This window comes from Kribbella sp. VKM Ac-2571 (genome assembly GCF_004362255.1).
Classification (GTDB): domain Bacteria; phylum Actinomycetota; class Actinomycetes; order Propionibacteriales; family Kribbellaceae; genus Kribbella; species Kribbella pratensis.
On record NZ_SNWS01000007.1, the window covers coordinates 69,157 to 92,482 of the forward strand.

Genomic DNA, 23,326 nt, shown 5'->3' on the forward strand with positions numbered 1-23,326 from the left:
TCGCGCCTTCAGCTTTCGCAGCAGGCTCGGTGGAGCCATTCGGGTTCGTGCCACCAGTAGTCGGCGTCGTGAGCGTGGGCCTGGGAGCGGGTCAGGGGCTGCGGGGCGTTGGCGCTGTGGACGGTCGGCTGAAGGTTGTGCGTGGACGTGTACGGCGCCAGTAGGTCGTCGACGGTGTAGTGGTTGCCGGCGATCATCACCTGTTGTACGGCGGCGGCCGCGCGGATGTCGGCCAACGGATCTCCGCTGACGAAGGACAGGTCCGCTTGGGCGCCAGGTTTTACGACACCGAGCTTGTCCTCGAGGTTGAGCCACTTCGCCGGGTTGCGCGTCGCCGTCGTGAGTGCCTCGTACGGCGTGAAGCCGCCCGCGACCATCGAACGGAGGTTGGCGTGCAGCGACACGGCCATGTTGTCGAGCGGAGTGTCGGTGCCGGAGATGACCAGCCCGCCGCCGCGATGGATGCGGAGCACCATGTCGACGTTGCCGCGCAGCAGTTGGCGGGTGGTGACCCCGGCAGGCCCGCGAGCGGTGTTCACCTCGGCGATCAACGCGTTGTATTCCCAGGACGGGTACAGCGTCGTCGTACGTCGGTCCGTGAGCAGGGACGGATCGTCGACATGCGCCATGGTCGAGTTGAAGAGCGTCGGCGTGACGGACAGGCCGGCGTGCGTGAACAGCGTCACCACGTCGGCGTACGCGCGTCCCAGCCGGCTGACCGTGTGCGAGTACCCGAGCCGGTTCGTCGCGCCGGTGTGCTCCATCCCGTCCATCCCGAGATGCTCCGCGGGGTAGAGGTAATGCGACGACAGCTGCAGCCCGAGTTGGTGCACGTAAGCGATCGCCCGCCGCTGGTACTCGATCGGCAACCGCACGTACGTCTTCACCAGGTCGTACGCGAGCCCCTCGACCCGATCGAGCTCCAGACCGAGCTGCCGCAACGACAACGTCGGCCGCATGAAGTTGTAGTACACGCGCGACCCGTCGATCGCCTCACCGGTCGCGAAGTACCGCGGTCCGCGCAAGGACCCGCTGACGAGCGCCTCCCGGGTCTCCTGCATCTGGTACGCCGGATCGCCCGGAGAGCGCGTACTCGTGATCCCGTACGCGAGCCACAGGTTCCCCTGCCGCGCGCCCCACGCCCGTCCGCGCAGATGCCAGTGGTTGTGGGCGTCGATCAGCCCGGGCATCACGGTCAACGCCGACGCGTCGATGTCGGCGCGGCCGCTGTGCGGTCGTACGGCGGCGATGCGGGCCCCGTCGACGATCACGTCGACGTTCCGGCGGAGCGTGGTCGCACGTCCGTCCCACAATGCACCGGCGTGGATGGTGACGTGCTGGTTGACGGTCGCGCGCCGATACTGCAGATCGAGCTTGATCGTCTCACCAGTTGTCGTGCGCAACCGTCCGTTGTTCAGGTAGGCCAAGGTGTCGTTGTTCAGCCACACGGGGGAGTCCGTGACTTCGTTGGTCACTGCGCGCGGCTGGCCGGTGAAGCGGCCTCGTGCATCGACCGGTACGACGTACAGCAGGCTCTCCACGACGAAGGCCAACTGCTTGCCGTCGGGTGAGAACACTGGGCCGTCATCGCCGCGGGTGGCGAGCGAGCGGAACGGCATCGGCTCGACGTACTCGAGTGCGGTCGACGCGACATCGACGTACAGCAGTTGGCTGGTGCCTTCGCGGAAACGTTTGGAGAATGGCTTCACCGCGGCCAGGACGAGCGTCTTGCCGTCGCGTGACCAGCTGACCCGCCCCGGCTGGAACAGTGTCGGCGTCAGCTGCCGGACCTCGCCCGAGGTTAGGTCGAGCACCCAGGCGATGCCGTCCTGGTCCTGGTAGGCGATCCGCTGGCCGTCGGGTGCGAAACGCGGCGCGGTCTGGGCGCCCGGGAGACCCGACAGCTTGGTGTCGGTGCCGGTCGCCAGGTCGTGCAGCCACAGGTCCGCCGTGCCGTCGCGATCGCTTGCGTAGAGCAACTTCTTGCCGTCCGGCGAGAAGTCCGGGTCCGAATTGAAGTAGCCGTCGGCAACCACCTTGCGGGGTTGCGTCCTGCCGTCGGTCGACGCCACCCAAAGTGCGTTCAACGCACGGAACGCGAGCCACTTCCCGTCCGGCGATGCGGTCGGGCTCGCGATCCCGCGTACCGCCCGCTTGCTCGTCGACTCGAGATCAGGAGCCTTCGGCCGCGGCCGCCGTGACGTCACGGGGACGGTGGCGGCAAACGGTACGACGCTGTGCCCGTCAGTGTCGGCGCTGTACCGATGGACCGTGCCGTCGGCTGTGTAGAAGAGGTTCGTCGATGCCCACGACGGCGGGACCGCGAAGACATCCTGTCCATTGGTGACCTGCTGATTGTCGACAATCAGATCGCAGGCCGGACCGGACAGGCGAACGTACGCGAGCTGGCCCGCCGGCGAGTACGACGGCCCGAACAGGCTGATCCCGGTCTGATTGTTGACAATCGTCGTGCGGACACCGGAGGCGAGGTCGAGTTCGACGATCGAACTCGTGTCGACGGTGAAGGCGATCTTCCGGCCGTCGGCGGAGACGGTCGGCTCGGCCTCCTCGCTCGTGGTGTCGGTCAGTGCGACAATCGCGCCGCTTGCGAGGTCGAGCCGGTGGATGCCGTAGCTGCCCGCGGTGTTGCCCCCGTTGCCGAAGCCGCCGCGGTCGGAGGAGAAGACGATCGATCGGCCGTCGGGTGTGAAGTGCGGCTCGCGATGGTCGTACCGCCCGCTGGTCAGCTGCCGCAGACCGCTGCCATCGGGCCGGATCGACCAGAGGTGGAAGTTCCCGTCGCGGTACGACTGGAACACGATCGACCGCCCGTCCGGCGACCAGCGCGGGCGGGTCGCGTCCTGCAGGTCGTCGGTGAGCCGGCGCGACGTACCGCCTGCGGCCGGGGTGACCCAGATCGCCGTCACCAGGTCGAACGCCAGCCACTTCCCGTCCGGCGACACGGACGCCATGAGGTTGGTGCCTTCACTCAGCACGGCCTGTCGGCCAGTTGAGGCGTCGGCGGCCTCGGTCGGCAGGGCCGGAAGTTGTACGGCGCCGACGGCGGCGGCACCTCCGCCGAGCTGCAGCGCGCGCCGCCGCGAAATGCTCCAGGAACCAGGGTTCTCGGTCACGTCATCGGATCCAATCCCTCGGGGGCGGTGGGACTCCTCCGAATCTGCCAGCACCGTCGACGTCACATGACCCTGACCGGCGCGCCCCGCGCCCAACGGCCCGGAAAGTGCGACAAGCGGCAAGGCAGGCCCTGATCCGCGCCGTCGGGGCAGCCAGGGCTCGTGACTGGGAACAAGCCCCGGTATGTGGAGACAGGCAATAGCCTGTTCCCAGTCACCGTAGGTTGTCCCCAGTCGCAGCGGGCGGTGCCTTGCGGCGAGCGACCGCCGTCTATCGTCGCGTCATGCAATCTGTGTCTCCGCCGGCTCGGTCTCCGTGGGCGGCAATGTCTCCGCGGGCTCGGGCGCTGGGTGTGGCCGGGCTCTGTTTGTTGATCGCCGTCGTGGCCGGGCTCGCGGTCGACAGCAGGCTCGATCGGCACTGGATCCTCCGCGGCCTCACCGCCCTGCTGGCGGTCTGTTGCGCCGCGCTACTGCTCACCGATCAGACCCGGCGGCTGCGGCAGATCGTGACGGGTGTCGGGCTGGGGATGTTCGGGCTGATCATCCCGGTATCACAGACAATCTGGTCGAAGCCGCCGGAGATCGACTTCGCGCTCCAGGTCGCCACCGACGCGAAGAACGCGGCACAGAAGGACGCCCGGAGCACGGTGTCAGTCGCAGACGTGAAGGCCGCGGCCGAAGCACGCGGGGGAGCGGTCGGCTCACTCCCGACCGAGAAGACCCCGAGGGTCCGCGGTGCGGACGCCTACCCCCTCATCGTCCGCGCCAAGCGCGACCAGGGCCGCCCCTGGGCCTGCCTCTCCTTCCCTCACGGCCTCGACGCAAGGGTCCGCCCCTGCTGAACCGCCCGACTCGGACTGCCCGGGCTCGGATCGCTCCGGACACAGATCGCGCGGTTACTCGTAGCTGGCGGCCAGTTCCTCGGCCCGGTTCAGCGGGTCCCACGTGATGGGCGTGCCATCGAGTTGAGCCTCGACAACCTCCAGCCCTGCCTCCCAGCCCGCCGTGGCCGGCCCGGCGGCGTCCGGCTCGGTGAGGACGTTGGTGAACACCAGCAGACTGCCGGTCGCAGTACGAGTGATCTCCCAGGTGAGGACCTCACCGGACCACTCGTACTCGAGCATTTCCGGCGGCTCGCTCCGCAGCAGCCGCCCGTTCGGCGTGCGGTCCGGGTCGTCCGCCATCCCGTACCGCCGCTGCTGCTCCTCCGTCACCGCGAAGAACAGCTCACTCCCGACCGGACGATCCAGATCCACCACGGCGGGAAACCACGCGGACAGCCGCGCAGGATCCGTGATCGCCCGCCAAACCTCCTCCGGCGGATGCGGCAGCACCCGCTCGAACCGGATCGCCGTCCGTCCGTCGTCCGTTGTGAACACCGTCCCACGCCGCCTGTCCATGCCGACAATATAACCGATCATGAATATAAGCGCTCACGGAATCGAGGTCGCGGCGTCGAACCAGTTGGCCGGGTTGTTCGGGCTGTTGGTGAGCTCCATCGAGCTCGCGATTCGGATCAGCTCATCCTTGGTCGGGTGTGCGGTGTAGCTGACGATCACGACTGCGACCCCGTTCGCTTCGAGGCGAAGGGTGTTCAGCGGTCCCGACAGCGTCACCTTCGACGGGTCCTTCTTCGAGTACGTGATCGTCTGATCGGTGAAGTAGGCCTTCATGCCGTGGATGACGGCGTCCGGTTTGTTTCCGCGGATCCGGGTCAGCTGGTCCCAGGACTTGCTGGTGTCGTACCTGATCGACAGGTCGTCGCCATGGTCCGGTTCCCAGAGAGTGCTCCTGACGACCTGGCTCGGCTTCGGCGGCAGATAGCCCGTGCCCGGGTTGGCGTCGCCCAGCAGCACGGTGAAGCCCGGCCCGGGCCCCTGGATTCCTTCAGGCCCTGGCTGGTACCTGACCTCTCGTGGTGTGAGTCCCTCGGGGAGATAGCCCAGCTTGAGCGGAGACCGGAGGCTGCCGGCCACCGGTGAAATGGGACTGGCGAGCCTGGTCTCCAGCCCGAGGTCAGCCTCGATGGGAGCTGCTCCCGGGGGCCGCGCCGCCTCGCAGGCGAGCAGCGCCCACATCCCGTCGACCGGCTCCCACACCAAGGTCTTGCTGACCTTGGCGGTCAAGGAGAAGAAGGAGGTTCGCGGCTCCGGCAGGAACGGCTTCGCAGCGGTTGACGTGACCACGCGCGCCTGGTGCCCGGAGATGTCGATCGTCGGGCTGCCGGCGGGGATCGTCGCCGGATCGAAGTCGCCGTTGCGGTGCAGCTGAAGCTGGCAGTACGTCGGATAGAGCCGCTCGCCGGCGTCGAAAAGTTCGTAGTCCTGGCGGTTCGCGCTGAACTTCTGCCCGACCGCATGGAAGTCGTTCGGCAGATTCAGGTCGACCCAGTGCGACCATGCCGAGCCCGCCGTCCGCCGGTCGGCCACGGAGCTGTCCGACGAGATGACGTGCGGTACGACGACGGCGGCGACCGCTGCGGTCGCGGTGGCGAGCGCGGTGCCGGCGATCAGCGCCGTACGGCGGGATGCCGGAGGTCCGTCCTCGAGCGCCGCGCGAACGGTGCCGGGGTGGGGTGCATGGTCGGCCAGTTGCTGGAAGGCTTCGTGGAGATCTTGCTCAGTACGCATGGCGGACGTCCTCCGTGAGGCGGTTGCTGGTGGATTCGATGCGTAAGGTGGCCAGAGCCCGGGACGCGTGGGCGCGCACGGTGCCTGACGAGCAGCCGATGGTCTGCGCGATCTCGTTGTCGGTGAGGCCACCGAAGTACCGCAGTACCAAAACGGCTCGTTGCCGCCGGGGGAGTTTTTCCAGCTCGCCGAGCAACTGGGAGCGGTCGGCGATCCGGTCGGCGTGGTCGGCGACGGTTTCGTCGGGGACGATCTCCGCGCGCGGCACGTACCGGGACCACTTGCGGCGCCAGGACAGGTACTCGTTGACGACCATCCGGCGCAGGTACGCCTCCGGGTGGTCCAGTCCGCCGATCCGGTCCCATCTGCGCTGGGCCTTGATCGCCACGTCCTGTACGACGTCCTCGCCAGGTGCGGCGTACCGCACAGGACGGTCGCAAAGCGCAGCAGCGGCGGCAGACCGGACTGGAGCCATTCGTCGAACGTCACTATGTCCCTCCCCTCGGTAGCGGCCTACACCAGTACAAACGACATCCAGGGCCGATCTGCTGAGTCCACGGCGTGGGCAATCGATTTCTCGGAAGCTTGTGGACCGCTAGGGTCGCGGGTATGACTCTTGGGAACCTCAGCGGCATCAGCGCGCTCGCCGACGTCGAGTCGCGCTCTATCAGTGCGGAGAACCCCACCGGCGAGCCCGGTCAGGGTGGACGGCGGACCGAGGGGACCGGCGCGCACGCGGCGCGGGACCTCGGCCAGGGGTGGAAGGTCTCGCCGTCGATCGAGATCGGGCCTGGGGAGACCGTGACGCTGGCCGACATTGCCGGGTCCGGCTGCATCACGCACATCTGGCTGACCACGCACGTCGACCACTGGCGCCGGTTGGTACTGCGGGCGTTCTGGGACGGCGACGCCGCGCCCGCGATCGAGACGCCGGTCGGCGACTTCTTCTGCTCCGGCTGGGGCAAGTTCGCGCAGGTGAGCTCGCTGCCGGTCGCGGTGAACCCCAATGGCGGGTTCAACTGCTACTGGGAAATGCCGTTCCAGTCCCAGGCGCAGCTGACCATCGAGAACACGCACGACGAGGCAGTGGTCGTGTACTTCCAGGTGGACTACTGGCTGGGCGCTGTGCCGGACAAGTCGGCGTACCTGCACGCGCAGTGGCGCCGGAGCAACCCGCTGCCTTCCAAGACCGTGCACACGTTGCTGGACGGTGTGGAAGGGCCCGGGCACTACGTCGGCACCTACCTGGCCTGGGGCGTCAACAGCACCGGCTGGTGGGGTGAGGGCGAGGTGAAGTTCTACCTGGACGGTGACGACGAGTTCCCGACCATCTGCGGCACAGGTACCGAGGACTACTTCGGTGGCGCGTGGAACTTCGACGTCCCCCACCTGGGCGGCTACACCGAGTTCAGTACGCCGTACCTCGGTATGCCGCAGGTGATCCGGCCGGACGGGCAGTACCAGAGCCAGCAGCGCTTCGGGATGTACCGCTTCCACCTGCCAGACCCGATCCGCTTCAAGGAGCGGCTGCGCGTCGACGTACAGGCGCTCGGCTGGCGCTCCGGTGGACGGTACCTGCCGCTGCAGGACGACATCTCGTCCACGGCGTTCTTCTACTCGGGCAAGACGAGTACGGCGCGTCCGGACGCGCCAACGCACGACGTGATGGAGATCTGCTAGCCAAAAGAACTACGGGACCGGCAGCGGGTTCTGGAGAGCTGTGTCGGCGAGAACCACTAGTGCGGCAGTCCACGCCAGTGGGGCCTCGCCGGCCGGCTCCAGGTCCCGGTTGACCTTCTCGGGCAGCGCACCGGTGCTGGTCCGGTGCTGGTCGAGCCAGGAGAGCAGTGCCTCGGCTCCGGAGCGATCCCCGCGCGCTGCGGCGCTCAACGCGAACAACGCGGTCTGAGGCGTCCAGGACACACCATCAGCACGCCACGACTCGCCAGGCGTCACGCCACCGTTGGGCTGCGTGAGTGCGGCGTGCGCCTGGTCGATCGCCGTGGACACGACGGGCCGATCGGGAGCGAACGGCGGCCCCAGTACGGCAACGAATGCGTCGGCACCGCCGCCGAGGCTGATCGGTTCGACACCTGGCTCGACGAAGCTCGTGGCTCGGGCCGGTGTCCGCGGATAGTCCGGCCCAAAGCCCCGGTCGGTTGCCGCCGACAACTTGTCGAGGCCTTCCCGCCAACGTTTCGCCTCGGCCGGGCGCTCTTCCTCGGTGGCGATCCGCACGGCCGACCGCAGGCCCGTCAGCAAGGGGGCGACTGTTCCGAGCGTCAGCTCCTTCTCGGAGCGCTCCCAGTAGTCAGAGGAAGGCGCAGGCAGCCCGTCGGGCCCCAGTTCGCTGAGAATCTGGTCGGCCGACTCCTCGACGAGGTCCCAGTACCGCTTGCCGAAGCGGCAGAACCAGGTGGCCCACAGCACCCACCCGGAGGCGTCCAGCTGCGGCTCGCGACCGTCGTCGACGTGACGGCCGGCATCGGTGTAGCGGGCCTGCCAGCGACCGGTCGACGGCCGGACGCGGTCCAGGAACGACAGTACGTCGAGCGCCTCGTCGTACTGGCCGATCGCGCAGCGGGCGACGGCGACGAACGACGCGTCCCGCGGCCAGACGTACCGCCACGGGCCGTCCCAGCCGGCCAGGGTCGCGCCGTTCGGGAGGGTGAGCGCGTCGAGGTCGGCCAGCGCGTGCCGGACCAGCTCGTTGTACTTGTCGCTCGTGAGCGACGAACTGGTGTGTGCGGGCGCAGCGTCGCCGGGGACGCCGTCGGCGACCAGGCGGGGTTGCGGGTTGCGGACCAGGTTGGTGGCGGTCCCGGCGGCCAGTATCGCGAGCAGGAAGGCGATCACGACGTACGGGAACCACCGGTCCCGCCGACGACTCTCCCGCATGGTCCCCCCAATCTTTTGCGCCGAATCTACTGCGCCAGGTGCTGCACTTCCGCCTCGAACTTACGCCGTGGGGCCAGCTCGACCAGGTACATGGCCGACAGGACCAGTGCGCCGCCGACCAGCATCCGCCAGGTGAGGCTGTCGGAGCCGAACAGCACCGCGAACGCCGAGGCGAACACTGGCTCCATTGTCATCGCAATCGCCGCGCGAGTGGGAGTCAGGTGTGCCTGCGCCCAGGTTTGGACGATCAGCGCGAGGGCTCCGGCGACCAGCGCCATGTAGATCACGCTGACCCAGTCGCCGCCGGTGCTCGGCACCGAGAACCCGCCGGGCAGGGCGCCGATCGCGCAGACGCAGGTGATCACGATCATCTGCAGCGACGACAGACCGAACGCGTTCCTCGAGGTCGACCAGGCGCCGAGGCCGATGATGTGCAGCGCGTAGAGGCCCGCGGACGCCAGGGTCAGCAGCTCGCCCTGGCCCAGGCTGAATCCGCGCAGGGACAGTACGCCGAGACCGGTCGTGGCGAGGACCACCGCGACCCAGGCCCAGCGGCCGATCTTGTGCCGCAGGATCACGGCGCCGAGCAGCGGGGTGAAGACGACGTACATGCCGGTGACGAAGCCGGAGACGCTCGCCGAGGTGTGCCGCAGGCCCTCGGTCTGGAGGAGCTGGGCGATGCCGTACGTGATGCCGAGGGCAACGGCGCGACCGCGGTCCAGGCGGCTCAGCCGCGCGATCGCGGGCGGGTGGACCAGCACCAGCGCGACCGACGCGATCAGGAACCGCAACGCCAGGTAGTCGGCGACGTCCATCCTGGTGAGCAGGTCCTTGGTCAGGAAGAACGTCGACCCCCACGCGGCCGCAACCGACAGCAGGGCCAGTACGGCGAGACGCGGGTGGTTCACGCCGGACATCAGATCAGATCGCTTGCGGATAGACCAAAATCAGAGCACGGTGATCACGATCGTGCTGCCGGGTTTGACTTTCCGGCCGGCGCCGGGGCTCTGGGCCGCGACGATGTTGAGGCCCAGGTTGAAGGGCGCCTTCTGCACCGTCACCTGGAAGCCCGCGTCGCCGAGGATCTTCTGCGCGTCGGCGGTGGTCTTCCGCTTCACGTCCGGGACCTCGACCAGCGGCGGGCCGAGCGATACGACCAGCGAGACCTTGTCCTTGGCGAACAGCGTGCCGTTGTTCGGGCTCTGGCTGATCACGCTGCCCTCGGCGACCTTCTCGTCGTACTGCGTGGTGCGCCCGACGACGAAGCCGAGCTTGGTCAGCGTCTTCTTCGCGTCCTTGTACGACTTGCCGGTCAGGTCCGGCACGGTGATCGGCCGTTTGCCCTTGCTGACCGCGAAGTTCACCGCCGTCCCCGGCTTCACGACCGTGTTGAACTTCGGGCTGATCGCGATCACCTTGCCCTGCGGCACGGTCTCGTTGTACTGCTCGATGATCTGCCCGGTGATCAGCTTGATCGGCGACAGCGCCTGCTGCGCCGCGTCCAGTTGCAGACCGACGAGCTGCGGCACCCGGTACCGCTCCGGTCCCTTGGAAACAGTGAGCCCGATGTCACCGTTCTTCCGGATCCGGTCACCTGCCTTCGGGTCGGTGCGGATGACCTCACCCTTCTTCACGTCCTCGGAGTAGTCCTGGTTGTCGAGGCTCGTCCGCAGGCCCGACTCCGCCGCCTTCGCGTTCGCGGCGGCGGGCTCCATGTTCACCAGGTCGGGCGTGGTGGTGTACCGGTGGATGCCGTAGTACCAGGCCGCCGTACCGATGCCGATCGCGGCCGCCAGGATCAGGATCAGTGCGATCGGCCCCCGTGACCTGCGCCGTCGCGGTGCCGCTAGAGGTGCCGGTGGAGGTGTGTTGGCCGGAGCGCCGGTCGGCCGACCGTGGTCCACCGGTACGACGATCGTGTCGTGGCGAATCGGCTGGCTGTCCGGGGGCGTTTGGCCGCGCGTGTAACCGTCGTCGTACCCGCTGTCCTGCCGGATCTGGTGAATCGGCACCGTCAGGTCACCGGTCAGCTCGGGGTCGTCCGGCAGCCCCTCGTCGAGCGCGATGCGCACCCGGTGCACCTGCCGACTGAACACCCGCGCATCGGTCGGTCGCAGGTCGCGGTCACGCGCGGTCGCGCGCTGCACGAGCGCATCGACGTACGGCGGGATGCTCGGCTGCTCCAGCGACGGTGGGGGTACGTCGGCGTGCACGTGGGCGTAGGCGACCTGGATGGGGGTGTCACCGGAGTGCGGCTTGTTGCCGGTGAGCATCTCGTAGAGGAGGATGCCGGCCGAGTACACGTCCGATCGGGCGTCCGCGCTACCGTCCGTGACCAACTCCGGCGCCAGGTACGACACCGTGCCCATCAGGAGCCCCTGGGTGGCGGTGTTGCCGCTGGCACTCACCGCGCGGGCCAGACCGAAGTCGGCGACCTTCACCGCGCCCTTGTCGGAGATCAGGACGTTCTCGGGCTTGATGTCGCGGTGCACGATGCCGGCGTCGTGCGCGGCCGACAGTGCGGACAGGATCGGTGTCAGCAGGTCCAGCGCACGGGCAGGGGACAGCGGCGCCTCCTCGCGGATGACGTCACGCAGGGTGCGGCCGCGCACGTACTCCATCGCCAGGAACAGCGTGCCGTTGTCGTCGCCCTGGTCGAAGACGGCAACCACGTTCGGGTTCGAGAGCCGGGCGGCGGCGCGGGCCTCGGCCACGAACCGGCGGGTGAACTGGGCGTCGTCACCGAGCCCGTCGTGCATCACCTTGAGCGCGACGGTCCGGTCCAGCCGCATGTCCAGCGCCTCGTAGACGGTGGCCATGCCGCCCTTCGCGACACGCGCGCCCACGCGGTACCGACCGTCGAGCACGCGCCCGACGAGGCGGTCGCTGACCTGCGTGTCCACGTCGTCCGTCACTTGCGGTGAGCCGCCTCTCCCCAAACCGTCTGCTCAGAGAGTGTAGATAACGTCTCAGCCTGACAGCGCCAGGCTCACCGCAGGGGGTCCCACCCGCGTTCCAGCTGGGCCTTGATGCGCAGGACGTTCGTCACGTACAGCTTCGTGTCGGCGTACATGCCGTTCTTCTTCACGCCGCCCAGGCCCTGGTAGTAGCCGGCGACCGCGATATCGAGCTTGGCGGCGGCTGTCAGGCGGCTCAGCAGAACGACGCCGGCGGTGACGTTGTCGCGTGGCTTCAGCAGGTCCAGTTCGCGACCGACGATCCGGGAGGCGAACCGGCCGGTCGACGGGATGACCTGCATCGCACCGATCGCGTTCGCCGGAGACACGACCCGCTGCTTCCAGCCGGACTCCTGCCAGCTGACCGCGAGCGCGAGCTCCGGGTCGACGCCGTACCGTTTCGCGGTGCTCACGATCAGTGAGCGCATCTGGGTCCGGGTCGGCAGCTTGCGCTTCTTCAGGGTGGCCCGGTTGCGGTTGGCCGCTGCGACGACGTGGTCGGCGTACGTGCGCCCCGCGAACGTGTTGTCGGTCCGGGCCGCGGAGCGTAGCTTCACCGGCACCTGCAGCGGCTTGCCGGCGTAGATGCGGGCGCCGGCCTTAAGTCCGTTCGCGGCGAGCAGGTTGGCCTGCGAGCACTTGAAGCGCTTGGCGATCCCGGAAACAGTGTCGCCGGGCTTCACGACGTACGTCACCCGTCCGAGCTTCGAGCGCGTCTTGGTCGTGGTGGTCGTTGCCCCCTTGCCGGGGACCTTGAGCACCTCGCCGGCGTAGATCGCGTTGCCGTTGCCGGGCAGCTTGTTGAGCGCGACCAGTGTCGAGACCGTCGTGCCGTAGCGGCCGGCGATGTGGCTGAGGGTGTCGCCCTCCTTGACCTTGTACGCGCCGAAGCCGGGCGAGCCGGCGGTGATCACCGCCGCGGTCAGCACCGGTACCGCCAGGCCGCTCAAGATCCGTATGACGTTGCGCATCGCAACCAACTCCCCGTGTGAACGTCACTTGACCGTATGTGCTGGTACTGATGTGACAACAGGGGCCACTGGGGTTGGTGTTACGCCTGTAACGCAAAGGTTACAATTCAAGGCTGAACTACATTGTTGTCGTTCACAATCTTTCCGGTTGCTGCGGGCAACGGTGAGTCAGTGCCCGAAGCGGCTCGCGAGGAAGGGTTTGCCGAGGTCGGGGAGCGTGCCGGTGCGCACGGTCTCCGCGAGGATCTGTGCGGTGACGGGCGTCAGCAGTACGCCGTTGCGGTAGTGGCCGGTTGCCCACAGCAACCGATCCAGGCCGGACGGGCCGAGGATCGGTGCGTTGTCCGGTGTCGCCGGGCGGAGGCCCGCGATCGACTCCACGAATTCGAGCTCGTCGATGACCGGGAGCACGGTGCGCGCGTCGCGGAGCAGGGCGAACACACCACCTGCCAGCACCCGGGTGTCGTAGCCGAGCTCGGTGCTGGTCGCGCCGACCACCAGCTCACCACCTGGTCGCGGGACGAGATAGACGGAGAAGCCACGGGCTGTGGCGCGCACAGTGTGCTGGAGCGCCGGGCGGTACGCCTCCGGGACCCGCAACCGCAGTACCTCACCCTTCACCGGACGCACCGGCGGACGAAGCTCCTCGGGTACGCCGTCCAGCTGCGACGACCAAGGCCCCGCTGCCGCGATCACATGACCTGCGTGCACCGTGTCGCCGTTCTCCAGCTGTACGCCGAGTGCCGTCGTACCGGATGTGATGACTCGGGTAACACGTTGGCGGATGAGCTGTACGCCGGAGAGCTCGAGGGCGCGGAGCAGAGTCGCTAACGCCTGCCTGTTGTCGACGGAATGGTCGCCTGGGACCCAGACGCCACCGGAGACACCTGTGGCGAGCATGGGCTCGCGGCGGCGGGCGTCGCGACCGGACAGCTCTTCTACCTCGAGGCCGAGGCGTCGCTGGTATTCGGCGAGCCTGCGGAGCGCTGCTGCGTCGTCCACGTCGTACGCGACGGACAGTGTGCCGGTCTGGTGGAGGCCTGCGGGCTGTCCGGTGAGTTCTTCGAGCTCGGCGGCGAAGGCGGGCCAGGCGTTCACGGAGGCCAGGTTGAGCGCCAGCAGGTCGTCCTCGCCGTACTCCACCTCGGTGACCGGGGCGAGCATGCCGGCCGCGACGTTCGACGTCTGTGCGCCGGGTGTGGGGTCACATACCGTCACCTGGATACCGTCTGCGGCCAGCCGCCACGCGGTCGCCAGACCGATGAGTCCGCCGCCGATAACAACCACGTCGGTCACGGGGCCTCCCGGTCTGGACTGAGGAGCGGCGGGAGCGAAGCGACCAGAGCGACGAGGGAAGACCGGGAGTCACAGCCCCGTGACCCGCCGCGCCGGAGGCGTGGCATCCAACACAGCATGCCCTCAACCCTACGTGGGGTGGGACATGGCAGGCTTTGGGGTGTGACTGACCACACCGACCGTCTCGCGGATGCCCGGCTCTACCTGTGCACGGATGCGCGCGAGAAGCAGGGCGACCTCGAACAGTTCCTGGACGCCGCGCTGGCCGGCGGCGTGGACATGGTGCAGCTCCGGCAGAAGGAGATGGAGGCCGCCGACGAGCTGGCCGCGCTGGAGGTGTTCGCGGACGCGTGCCGGCGGCACGGCAAGCTGCTGGCCGTCAACGACCGCGCTGACATCGCATTTGCCGCGGGTGCCGACGTACTGCATCTGGGACAGCGTGATCTGCCGGTGCATGCCGCTCGCGCGATCGTCGGGCCCGGTCCGGTCGTCGGGCGCTCGACGCACACGTTCAGCCAGGTGAACGCCGCGGCCGACGAGGTGGGCTCGGACTACTTCTGTGTCGGGCCGACCTGGGCGACGCCGACCAAGCCGGGGCGCCAGGCCGCCGGACTGGACCTGGTGTCGTACGCGGCAGGCCGTAAACAGTCGAAGCCGTGGTTCGCGATCGGTGGCATCGATCTGGAGCGGCTGGACGAGGTACTGGAAGCAGGAGCCACGCGAGTGGTCGTCGTACGGGCGATCACCGAGGCGGACGACCCGGGGGAGGCGGCCGCCGAGTTCAGTCGGAGGCTGCGGTGATCAACAACCCGAAGGCCGCACGGATCGTTGCGGTCGTGGTGATCGCCATGCTGGTGGTCACTCTGGCGGCGTCGCTGTTCGGCTGTTCGGCCGACAAGAAGGCCTCGTCAGGTGGAGTCGATCCGACGAGCGGTCTCAAGTACGTCGCAGTGGCGGACCTGCCGAAGGAGGGGCAGGACACGCTGAAGCTGATCGATCAGGGCGGGCCGTACCCGTACAGCCGCGACGGTGTGGTGTTCGGCAACCTGGAGAAGATCCTGCCGAAGCGCGACCGCGGCTACTACCACGAGTACACGGTGAAGACGCCGGGGGAGAACGACCGAGGCGCGCGCCGGATCGTGACCGGGAATGCCGGCGAGCGTTATTACACGGACGACCACTACAAGTCCTTCCGCCGAATCGCGGAAGACGGGGGAACTTCATGACCTCGCTGAGCACGCTGCTGGCCGAAGGGTTGCGGCCGGGTGTCTACCGTTGGCCGTCCGCTTCGGGTGTTGCCGACGTACGGCGGGATGCTGCCGCCGCCGGGTTCGGGTTCGTGCTCCTCGACACCGCCGAGATCCACGACAAGACCGGGTTCCTCGACCTGTGCGCGACCGCGTTCGACCTGCCGCGCTGGTTCGGCCGGAACTGGGACGCACTCGCCGACTCGCTGAGCGACCGGTCGACGGGCGCGCCCGAGGTCGTGCTGTGGACCGGGCTGCTGCACCTGCTCGAACACGACCACGACACGGTCGACGTCGCACTCCAGATCTTCGCCGAGGACACCACGAACTCCGGCCAGCTCCGGGTGCTCATCGCCGAGACGGAAACACCTGACCTGCTGAGCTCACTGCCGGTCCTGTAGCTGCTCCTCCAGTTCCCCGAGGTCCGCCGCGAACAGCAGATTGCGGCCGCGGTTGCTCTCCCGTACCCAGTCCGCGAGCGGCTTGCTCGCCGCGACCCGCTTCGAGATGTCACCGACGACCGCCAAGCCCATCCGGTACATCACGAACTTCTGCGTGATCGCGCCCGCGAGCCCGGTACTCAGCTCGAAGAACGCGTCGCCCAACTGCTCCGGCGTAAAGGCGATCCACTCGGCCTGATGCGCGTAATGCGCGTCGACGATCAGCTGTACGGCGTCGCTCTCGTTGTCGAGCGACGTGTCACTCACGTGGACCCGCACCCCAGCCAGTAACTCCATGTACCTCAAAATACCGTAAATGCCGGGAATCAGCTATTTATAGGGAATTCTAAGGAACGTGCCGTACGCTGAGAAGATGGCCCAGGAGCTGTATTCGGTGGAGCAGGTGGCGAACCAGCTGGGCCTGCACGTTCGGACCATCCGGAACTACGTCCGCGACGGGCGCCTGAAGGCGGTGCGGATCGGGAAGCAGTACCGCATCACCCGCGAGGACCTCGAGGAATTCACCGGTACGCCGGCTGCCGTGGTCGACGTCGACCGCTCCGCGCGGCACGTCGAGGCGTCCAGCATCGTCCACATCGACGCGGTCGACCGCGCCACCGCGGATCGACTCAGCACGCACATCCACGGCGCGCTCAACCAGCCCGAAGCGGTCAACCTCAAGGCCGAGACGATCTACGACGAGGAGCGCGCCGTCCTCAAGGTCATCATCCTCGGCAACCTCCCCGCCACCGCGGATCTCCTCCGCCTGATCAACATGCTGGCGGAGCAATAGGTAGGACCTAGACGACGCGTGAGGTCGCCGCGACGGCCAGGTCCGTGAGGGCCTTGCGGGCGATGTCGTCGGCCAGGGGAGCGCGATCGAGGGCGTCGAGGGCGTCCTCGGTGCGGTCGGTGATGAGGTCTTCGCAGGCCTGTACGGCGCGGGAGTCCTGGAGGATCTCGCGGAGCAGCTGGATCTCGTCGTCGTCGAGGTCCGGGCGCCCGAAGAGCCGGTCGAACTCGGTCAGCTGGATCTCCGACGCGTGGTCGACGGCGTACGCGATCAGGACCGTCCGCTTGCCCTCGCGCAGATCGTCCCCCGCCGGCTTGCCTGTCACGGCGGGATCGCCGAACACCCCGAGCAGGTCGTCCCGCAGCTGGAACGCCTCGCCCAGCGGCAGCCCGTACCCGGACAGCGACGAGATCAGTTGCGCGTCCCCGCCGGCCAACGCGGCACCGACGTGCAGCGGACGCTCGATCGTGTACGTCGCCGACTTGTACCGCAGCACGCGCAACGCCAGGTCCATGTCCGACTCGCCACTCGCCTGCGCGAGCAGATCGAGGTACTGCCCGGCCGTCACCTCGACCCGTACGGCGTCGAAGTACTGCTCCGCCCGGGCCAATGCCGACGCGTCGAATCCCGACGTGTGCAGCAGCTCGTCGGCCCAGATCAGGCACAGGTCGCCGAGCAGGATCGCGGCGCCGACGCCGAATCCGACCGGATCCGCACCGTGTCCGGACTTCGCGGACCGTGCCCGCTGCAGCGCCTCGAACCGGCGATGCGCGGCCGGCGCACTCCGTCGTACGTCGGAGGAATCCATCACGTCGTCGTGCACCAGCGCGCTGACGTGCAGCATCTCCAGGCTCGCCGCGGCGGTCAGGATCGGTTCGGCCGGATCGCCGCCCGCGGCCCGGAAACCCCAGTAGCAGAAGGACGGACGCAACCGCTTGCCGCCACTGGTCGCGTCCCGAGCGGCCTGCACCTGCTCGGCCAGCTCCGGGCCGATGGCCGTCAGCCGCTCCTCCTGACGGTCGAGGAACCCGCTCAGTGCACGCTGGATCTCGGCCGGGATGTCCACATCGCCATACACGTCTCGGAGCGTAGTCGGTGGGCAGACGCGACGGGCCACCGCGGGTAACCTGGCGTCATGGCGAACGGTCTTCCCTCGACGCGTCCCGGCGGTGCGCCGACGATTCGCGAGCTGCTGGCGTCCGGAGACCGGTCCTTCTCGTTCGAGTTCTTCCCACCGAAGACCCCTGAGGCGGAGGAGGTGCTGTGGCGGTCGATCCGCGAGATCGAGCAGCTGCGCCCGACCTTCGTCTCGATCACGTACGGCGCCGGCGGGACGACGCGTGACGGCACCATCCGGGTCACCGAGCGGGTCGCGCAGGACACGTCGCTGACGCCGCTCGGGCACCTGACCTGCGTCGCGCACTCCCGCGACGAGCTCCGCTCCGTGATCGGCGCGTACGCCGGATCCGGGGTCCGCAACATGCTCGCGCTCCGCGGCGACCCGCCGGGCGGACCGAACCAGCCGTGGGTCGCGCACCCCGAAGGCCTCAACCACGCCACCGAGCTGGTCGAGCTGATCCGTTCGCTGGGCGACTTCTGCGTCGGCGTCGCTGCCTTCCCGGACAAGCATCCGGAGGCGGCCTCGCTCGAGGCGGACGCGCAGGTGCTTGCCGCGAAGGCCCAGGCCGGTGCCGACTACGCCATCACCCAGATGTTCTTCGGCGCCGACGACTACTTCCGGCTCGTCGACCGGGCCGCCGCGCTCGGCTGTGAGATTCCGGTGCTGCCGGGCATCATGCCGGTCACCAACATCAAGCAGATCCAGCGGATGGCCGACCTGACCGGCATGGCGCTGCCGACCGCCGTCACCGACCGGCTGCTCGCCGTCGAGGACGACCCGGCCGCCGTGCGCGAGGTCGGTGTCGAGATCGCCACCGAGTTGTGCGAACGCTTGCTGGCCGGCGGCGCGCCAGGCATCCACTTCATCACCCTGAACAGGTCCACCGCAACGCGTCAGGTGTTCCGCAACCTCACGGCAGCCGTCGTATCCTGACCCAATGGCTGACCCGTCGGACCTGTTGATCGACCGCACTCTCGTCCTGCTCCGGCATGCCAAGGCGGTGCCGCCGGAGACCATGCCTGATCTCGAGCGCCCGCTGGCCGACCGCGGCCGCGCCGACGCGAGTGCCGCCGGGCGGCACCTCGTTGCCCAAGGCATCGAAGCGGACCTGGTCCTGTGCTCGCCGTCGAAGCGCACCCGCGAGACCTGGAAGTACGTCGCCGAGGCCGGCGTCGGCGCCAAGGACGTCTGGTACGACAAGCGCCTCTACAACGCCGACACCGACGGCATCCTGGACGTCGTCCACGAGACCCCGGCCGAGGCCCGCACCGTCATCGTCGTCGGCCACGCGCCGGGCATCCCGTGGCTGGCCGACGAGCTCGCACTCGACGGCACCAGCCCCGAGCGCGTCGAGCTCACCCAGAAGTACCCGACAACCGGCCTCGCGATCCTGCACCTCACCACCCGCTGGGCCGACCTCGCGGCCAACGACGCCGACCTCGTGTCGTACGTCGTACCGCGCGCCTGAAAGCGCCTGACAGAGCCTAGGAGGGCAGCCAGCGGGTCGTGTTGTTGACGGTGATGAGCCGTTGGGTGGCGCGGGTGAGGACCACGTAGAGAGCTCGTACGCCGCCCAGTGTGTCGCTGACGATCCGGTCCGGTTCGACGACGACCACGGCGTCGTACTCGAGACCCTTGGAATCCAGCGGGCTGACCGCGACCACCCGCGGGTCGTTCAGCTCCGCGAGGACCGGGTCGACGACCGGGCGGAGCGCCGGCGGCACGATGACGCCGACAGTGCCCTCGACCACCTGGAGCAGCTCGACCGCCGCGTCACCAGCGGCCTCGGCGACCTTGCCGGCGTCGAAGATCCGGTGCTCCGGCTCCACTCCGGTACTGCGGACCGCGTTCGGCAGGTCCGCATCCGGGATGGACTGCCGGATCACCTCACCGGCGAACGAGTAGATCTCGGCCGAGTTCCGGTAGTTGGTGGACAGCCGGAACGCGTGCCGCTGCAGGTGCGACAGCATCGAGTCCATCGCGGCCCGCGCCTCGTCCGGGTCGGGCCAGGAGCTCTGCGCCGGGTCGCCGACGATCGTCCAGCTGGCCTGCGGTCCGCGCCGCGTCACCATCCGCCACTGCATGGGGGAGAGGTCCTGCGCCTCGTCCACCAACACGTGCGCGTACTCGTCCGGCTCCTCGGCCTCCCGGGCCGCAGCAGCCCGGACGCGGCGCTCTGAGGTGGTGAGTACTTCGTTGACGCCGTCCGACAACCCTTCGAGCCAGTCGAACTCCTCGTCGTTGTTCTCCACGATCGGAGGACGTCCCAGGAACGTGCTCAGCTCGTCCAGCAACGCGACGTCGGCAATGGTGAACTCGTCGGTCGTACGGATCGCCGTAGCGAGTGCCTCCACCTCAGCGGGGGTCAGGTCGTTGCGGGCCCATCGCTGGAGGCGGCGGGGGTCACCGAGCCACCGCAGTACCGCTTCTGGGGTCAGCACCGGCCACCACTGGCTGAAGAACGTGCGGAACGCCGGGGTGTCGGCAACACGGTCGCCGAACGCCTCGCGGTCGCCGAGGGGCCCGTTGCGCAGGTCCTCCGGGAACCGCTGCCACAGCGCGGCGATCAGGCCCTTCCGTGCCTCGGCGGCGGCCCGGTTGCGGGCCGTGCGGCGCAGCGCGTTCCGTCGTACGTTGTCGAGCTGGTTGGCGTCCAGCTCGACGGTGGCGCCGCCGAGGAACACGCGCAGGTTAGTCGGCGCGTTCGGCACCCGGTCGCGGGCGGCACGTGCCAGCACCGCGCGCATCCGCAGCGAGCCCTTGACGGCGGCCGCTGCGGCGTCGTCGACCGCAGTGGCCTTCACACCGTCGACCAGCTCGCCGACGGCACGCAGCGAGACAGCGTTCTCGCCGAGGCTCGGCAGCACCCGCTCGATGTAGGCCATGAACGCGGCCGACGGTCCGACGACCAGTACGCCGCCACGCTCGAAACGCCGGCGGTCGCTGTACAGCAGGTACGCCGCGCGGTGCAGAGCGACCACCGTCTTGCCGGTGCCCGGCCCACCGCCGATGACAGTGACGCCGCGGGCTGGTGCCCGGATCGCCTCGTCCTGCTCGGCCTGGATGGTGGCGACGATGTCGCGCATGGTGTGCCCACGGGCCCGGGACAGCGACGCCATCAGCGCGCCCTCACCCATCACCGGCAGGTCCTCCGGCGCCCGCTCCGGCGCCAGCAGGTCGTCCTCGAGACCGACGATCCGCGCACCCTTGTTCCGCAGCACGCGGCGCCGGACGACCTTCTGCCGGTCCGTCGGGGTCGCGCGGTAGAACGGCTCGGCCGCGGGCGCGCGCCAGTCGATCACCAGCGGTTCGTACTCGGCGTCGCGGACACCGATGCGCCCGACGTACAGCTTGTCGAGCCCGTCCGCGGTCGTGGCGGCCGGCTCGTCGTCGCCGTTGTCGGAGTCCAGCCGGCCGAACACCAGGCCCTCGTGCTCGGCATCCAGCTCGGCGATCCGGCGCGCGGCGGCGAACACCAGCACGTCGCGCTCGTACAGACCGGTCTGCTCCTCGTCGCGGACACGCCCGACGTTCTGCGCCTGGCCGCGCTGGTGGCCGTCGACCGCGATCCGGGACGCCGACCGCGCGGCCTCCTCGACCCGGCCGTAGACCCGGTCGACATGCTGTTGCTCCGCCGCCAGCTCAGCACGCTCCACACCATCAGCGCCGTCAAGGCCGCCATGGTTGTCGTGATCGGCCGATGTGGGGGTTTGATCCACCGAGGTCCTCTCTACGGCCGGGACCCGCCCCGACTCAGAACACAGGAACAACCAATCTTAGTTGGCTTCCCTGTCCAACCACACAGCGGTCTCAGGCCTTCCCGATGGCGTCCGCCACGATGGCCGCGCCGAGTGTGGTGGCGGGCACACCGGAGCCTGGGTGCGCGCCCGCTCCGACGCAGTACAGGCCCTTCACCGGGGAGACGTTCGCGGCCCGGCGACGGGCGGTCTTGTAGCCCTCCCAGGCCACACCGGTCCACCAGGACGGCGAGGTCTGCCGCGACACCACGTTCTCCCGGACAGGCAGGCCCCGGGCGACCAAGAGGTCCAGTACGTCGTCCGTCGGGTAGCCGTGGACCAGCACGGACCAGGCCTGGTGCCCGGCGGGTGCTGTGCCACCTGTGCGGACGACTACGGTCGGCGTCCCGTGCAGCACGGTCTCGAACGGCAACTGCGGCACCGGGTCCTTCAGACCGAGATGTACGACGTACGCCGCCTGCGCCTGGTGTGTGGACAGGATTCGCTTGCGGGTCTTCTTGACGACCGGATCGTCGACTAGCGACTCGTACAGGATCCGCGGGTCGACGTCGCTCACCACGATGTCTGCGAGCAGCTCCTCGCCGTCAGCGAGCCGTACGCGGGTCACTGCGCCACCTGCCGTCGAGACAGCGACCACCTCTGCGCTGGTGCGCACAGTGATCTTCCGCTCGCTGGCGCGCTGCACCAGGGCATCGGCGAGTGCGCCGAACCCACCTGCGATCGTCCAACGGCCGAAGGTGCGCTCCAGGTAGGACCAGACGCCGACGTACCCCGGTGTGAGGCTGGCGTCCGATCCGCTCTGGGCTGCGAAGTGCCGTAGTACTGCACGGGCGCGGTCGTCGGTCAGCTCGCGCTGGGCGACCTTCTCCAGTGACTGCCAGGGCTTGAGGGCGCGAATGGTCTTGATCGGCAGCTTGTCCTCGAGCGGTGGCTCCAGGGAGGTCTTGCGGAGGATCTGCCACGTATCGCCGTACCCGTCGACCAGTGCGGTCCACTGCGCGGCCACAGGTGCACCCGCCAGGTCGGTCCACGCTTCTTCCTGTGCACCGCGGTCGCTGACGGGCAGGTCGAGTACGGAGCCGTCGGTGAACATGTGGCGACGTGGCTCGGACACAGGGTCCAGCTGCACCAGGCTCTCGATCGGACGGCCGCTCTTGCGGAACAGGTCGCGCAGTGCGGCCGGCAGCGTCGTACTGGCGGCTCCGGCATCCCAGGTGAACCCGTCCGCCTCCACCCGGCCGAGCGCGCCGCCCAGGTGCTCGTCGCGCTCGCAGATGGTCACCTGGTGGCCGAGCTTGGCCAGCCGCACAGCACTCGCGAGACCGGCCAGCCCGGCCCCCACGACAATCACCTTCGCCATCAGACAGCACTGCTCCCACTCGCAGGGGCACCACGTTTCTCGCGCCACGCCTTGAACCTGACATAACCGCGCCGGATGAACCTGAACGCGAAGTACACCCCGATCAGTCCGAGGATCAGCAGCACACCCGCGATGACGAGCGCGATCTCCGGATGAAACGCGGCCAACGACATCACACCGGCGACAGCGACGTCCTCACCGGATGACGCGGCGATGTTGGTGACCGGCTCGGGGGAGGTGTTGATCGCGAGCCGCAGACTCGACTTCACCGCGTGCGAGAGCAGCGCCACCACGCCACCGGTGGTCGCGATCAGGGCCTGCTGCAGCGTGCTGGCCTGACCGGACATCAGCGCGGCGAGGACCGCGCCGATCGCCGGCCGGACGACGGTCGAGATCGCGTCCCATGCGGAGTCGACGTACGGGATCTTGTCGGCGACGAACTCGACCGCGAAGAGGACACCCGCGACGATCAGGACCGGGGCCGTGGTCAGCGGGTGCGGTACGTCGTCCGCGCCCGCGAACCGGCCGAGCAGACCGAGAATCAGCACGCAGGCATAGGCGTTCACCCCACTGGCCCAGCCTGTCGTCACCGCCAACGGCAGCGCTTCCATCGTCGTACTCCGTAACCCTCGGCACCGGCATGATTTCGTCAGTATCGAACTCGACGACGTGAGTTTTGGTTAACCGTTGACATCCGCGTCGCCTCGACCCACAGTGAC

22 protein-coding genes are annotated in these 23,326 nt (G+C 68.6%); 8 read left to right on the forward strand and 14 right to left on the reverse strand.

Annotated features, from left to right (window positions below; translation table 11 throughout):
- Positions 1-8 precede the first annotated feature (8 nt).
- On the reverse strand, positions 9-3,134 hold the full coding sequence (locus tag EV651_RS17025; protein ID WP_238156963.1) for an amidohydrolase family protein: 3,126 nt from the start codon (positions 3,132-3,134) through the stop codon (positions 9-11).
- A 326-nt stretch (positions 3,135-3,460) separates the two neighbouring features.
- Here EV651_RS17025 and EV651_RS17030 point away from each other — a divergent pair, with 326 nt between their 5' ends.
- On the forward strand, positions 3,461-3,979 hold the full coding sequence (locus tag EV651_RS17030) for a hypothetical protein (RefSeq protein WP_133786182.1): 519 nt from the start codon (positions 3,461-3,463) through the stop codon (positions 3,977-3,979).
- A gap of 54 nt (positions 3,980-4,033) precedes the next feature.
- Here EV651_RS17030 and EV651_RS17035 read toward each other — a convergent pair whose 3' ends face one another.
- From EV651_RS17035 to EV651_RS17045, 3 genes are read right to left on the reverse strand one after another with little or no spacing between them, the layout of a single operon-like run.
- Positions 4,034-4,537: an SRPBCC domain-containing protein gene (locus EV651_RS17035; protein WP_166658635.1), complete on the reverse strand. Its 504-nt coding sequence runs from the start codon at positions 4,535-4,537 to the stop codon at positions 4,034-4,036.
- Between the two features lie 33 nt (positions 4,538-4,570).
- Positions 4,571-5,767: a hypothetical protein gene (locus tag EV651_RS17040; protein ID WP_133786184.1), complete on the reverse strand. Its 1,197-nt coding sequence runs from the start codon at positions 5,765-5,767 to the stop codon at positions 4,571-4,573.
- Positions 5,757-6,242 (reverse strand): SigE family RNA polymerase sigma factor, encoded by a 486-nt coding sequence (locus tag EV651_RS17045; RefSeq protein WP_238156964.1) that lies wholly within the window; start codon positions 6,240-6,242, stop codon positions 5,757-5,759. The genes EV651_RS17040 and EV651_RS17045 overlap by 11 nt, the downstream gene beginning before the upstream one ends.
- Positions 6,243-6,376: 134 nt before the next feature.
- Between EV651_RS17045 and EV651_RS17050 the strand changes: the two genes are divergently transcribed.
- Positions 6,377-7,447 (forward strand): glycoside hydrolase family 172 protein, encoded by a 1,071-nt coding sequence (locus EV651_RS17050; protein ID WP_133786185.1) that lies wholly within the window; start codon positions 6,377-6,379, stop codon positions 7,445-7,447.
- 9 nt (positions 7,448-7,456) lie between these two features.
- Here EV651_RS17050 and EV651_RS17055 read toward each other — a convergent pair whose 3' ends face one another.
- The 5 genes from EV651_RS17055 to thiO all read right to left on the reverse strand — a co-directional run bounded on the left by EV651_RS17055 (position 7,457) and on the right by thiO (position 13,889).
- A complete protein-coding gene (locus EV651_RS17055) occupies positions 7,457-8,665 on the reverse strand; it encodes a glucoamylase (RefSeq protein ID WP_133786186.1) in 1,209 nt (402 codons plus the stop codon).
- A gap of 26 nt (positions 8,666-8,691) precedes the next feature.
- A complete protein-coding gene (locus tag EV651_RS17060; RefSeq protein ID WP_238156966.1) occupies positions 8,692-9,573 on the reverse strand; it encodes a DMT family transporter in 882 nt (293 codons plus the stop codon).
- Between the two features lie 39 nt (positions 9,574-9,612).
- On the reverse strand, positions 9,613-11,580 hold the full coding sequence (gene pknB / locus EV651_RS17065; RefSeq protein WP_133786188.1) for a Stk1 family PASTA domain-containing Ser/Thr kinase: 1,968 nt from the start codon (positions 11,578-11,580) through the stop codon (positions 9,613-9,615).
- A 74-nt stretch (positions 11,581-11,654) separates the two neighbouring features.
- Positions 11,655-12,593, reverse strand: a complete 939-nt coding sequence (locus EV651_RS17070) for a LysM peptidoglycan-binding domain-containing protein (protein WP_133786189.1) — start codon at positions 12,591-12,593, stop codon at positions 11,655-11,657.
- 168 nt (positions 12,594-12,761) lie between these two features.
- Positions 12,762-13,889 carry a glycine oxidase ThiO gene (thiO, locus tag EV651_RS17075; RefSeq protein ID WP_133786190.1) on the reverse strand — a complete coding sequence of 376 codons (1,128 nt, stop codon included), beginning with the start codon at positions 13,887-13,889 and terminating at the stop codon, positions 12,762-12,764.
- Positions 13,890-14,051: 162 nt separating this feature from the next.
- Here thiO and thiE point away from each other — a divergent pair, with 162 nt between their 5' ends.
- Genes thiE through EV651_RS17090 form a run of 3 tightly spaced genes read left to right on the forward strand, consistent with a single transcriptional unit; the run spans position 14,052 to position 15,537 of the window.
- Positions 14,052-14,690, forward strand: a complete 639-nt coding sequence (gene thiE / locus EV651_RS17080; RefSeq protein ID WP_238156973.1) for a thiamine phosphate synthase — start codon at positions 14,052-14,054, stop codon at positions 14,688-14,690.
- Positions 14,687-15,115 (forward strand): ribonuclease domain-containing protein, encoded by a 429-nt coding sequence (locus EV651_RS17085; protein WP_202870365.1) that lies wholly within the window; start codon positions 14,687-14,689, stop codon positions 15,113-15,115. Before thiE ends, EV651_RS17085 begins: the two co-directional genes overlap by 4 nt.
- Entirely contained in the window at positions 15,112-15,537 is a 426-nt protein-coding gene (locus tag EV651_RS17090; protein ID WP_133786192.1) for a barstar family protein, read from the forward strand. Before EV651_RS17085 ends, EV651_RS17090 begins: the two co-directional genes overlap by 4 nt.
- Here the strand turns inward: EV651_RS17090 and EV651_RS17095 are convergent.
- A complete protein-coding gene (locus EV651_RS17095; protein ID WP_133786193.1) occupies positions 15,520-15,873 on the reverse strand; it encodes a DUF4180 domain-containing protein in 354 nt (117 codons plus the stop codon). The two genes, EV651_RS17090 and EV651_RS17095, sit on opposite strands and share 18 nt — an antisense overlap.
- Before the next feature lie 76 nt (positions 15,874-15,949).
- Here EV651_RS17095 and EV651_RS17100 point away from each other — a divergent pair, with 76 nt between their 5' ends.
- Positions 15,950-16,369 carry a helix-turn-helix domain-containing protein gene (locus tag EV651_RS17100; RefSeq protein WP_133786194.1) on the forward strand — a complete coding sequence of 140 codons (420 nt, stop codon included), beginning with the start codon at positions 15,950-15,952 and terminating at the stop codon, positions 16,367-16,369.
- 7 nt (positions 16,370-16,376) lie between these two features.
- Here EV651_RS17100 and EV651_RS17105 read toward each other — a convergent pair whose 3' ends face one another.
- Entirely contained in the window at positions 16,377-17,447 is a 1,071-nt protein-coding gene (locus EV651_RS17105; protein ID WP_133786195.1) for a polyprenyl synthetase family protein, read from the reverse strand.
- Between the two features lie 57 nt (positions 17,448-17,504).
- Between EV651_RS17105 and metF the strand changes: the two genes are divergently transcribed.
- Both metF and EV651_RS17115 read left to right on the forward strand, forming a co-directional pair.
- Complete coding sequence (gene metF, locus EV651_RS17110; RefSeq protein ID WP_133786196.1) at positions 17,505-18,422, forward strand: methylenetetrahydrofolate reductase [NAD(P)H]; 918 nt, start codon at positions 17,505-17,507, stop codon at positions 18,420-18,422.
- A 4-nt stretch (positions 18,423-18,426) separates the two neighbouring features.
- Positions 18,427-18,957 (forward strand): histidine phosphatase family protein, encoded by a 531-nt coding sequence (locus EV651_RS17115; RefSeq protein WP_133786197.1) that lies wholly within the window; start codon positions 18,427-18,429, stop codon positions 18,955-18,957.
- A gap of 16 nt (positions 18,958-18,973) precedes the next feature.
- Here EV651_RS17115 and EV651_RS17120 read toward each other — a convergent pair whose 3' ends face one another.
- From EV651_RS17120 to EV651_RS17130, 3 genes are all read right to left on the reverse strand, one after another.
- A complete protein-coding gene (locus tag EV651_RS17120) occupies positions 18,974-21,145 on the reverse strand; it encodes a UvrD-helicase domain-containing protein (protein WP_133786198.1) in 2,172 nt (723 codons plus the stop codon).
- A gap of 154 nt (positions 21,146-21,299) precedes the next feature.
- On the reverse strand, positions 21,300-22,607 hold the full coding sequence (locus EV651_RS17125) for an NAD(P)/FAD-dependent oxidoreductase (protein WP_133786199.1): 1,308 nt from the start codon (positions 22,605-22,607) through the stop codon (positions 21,300-21,302).
- On the reverse strand, positions 22,607-23,218 hold the full coding sequence (locus EV651_RS17130; protein WP_133786200.1) for a DUF4126 domain-containing protein: 612 nt from the start codon (positions 23,216-23,218) through the stop codon (positions 22,607-22,609). Before EV651_RS17130 ends, EV651_RS17125 begins: the two co-directional genes overlap by 1 nt.
- Positions 23,219-23,326 lie beyond the last annotated feature (108 nt).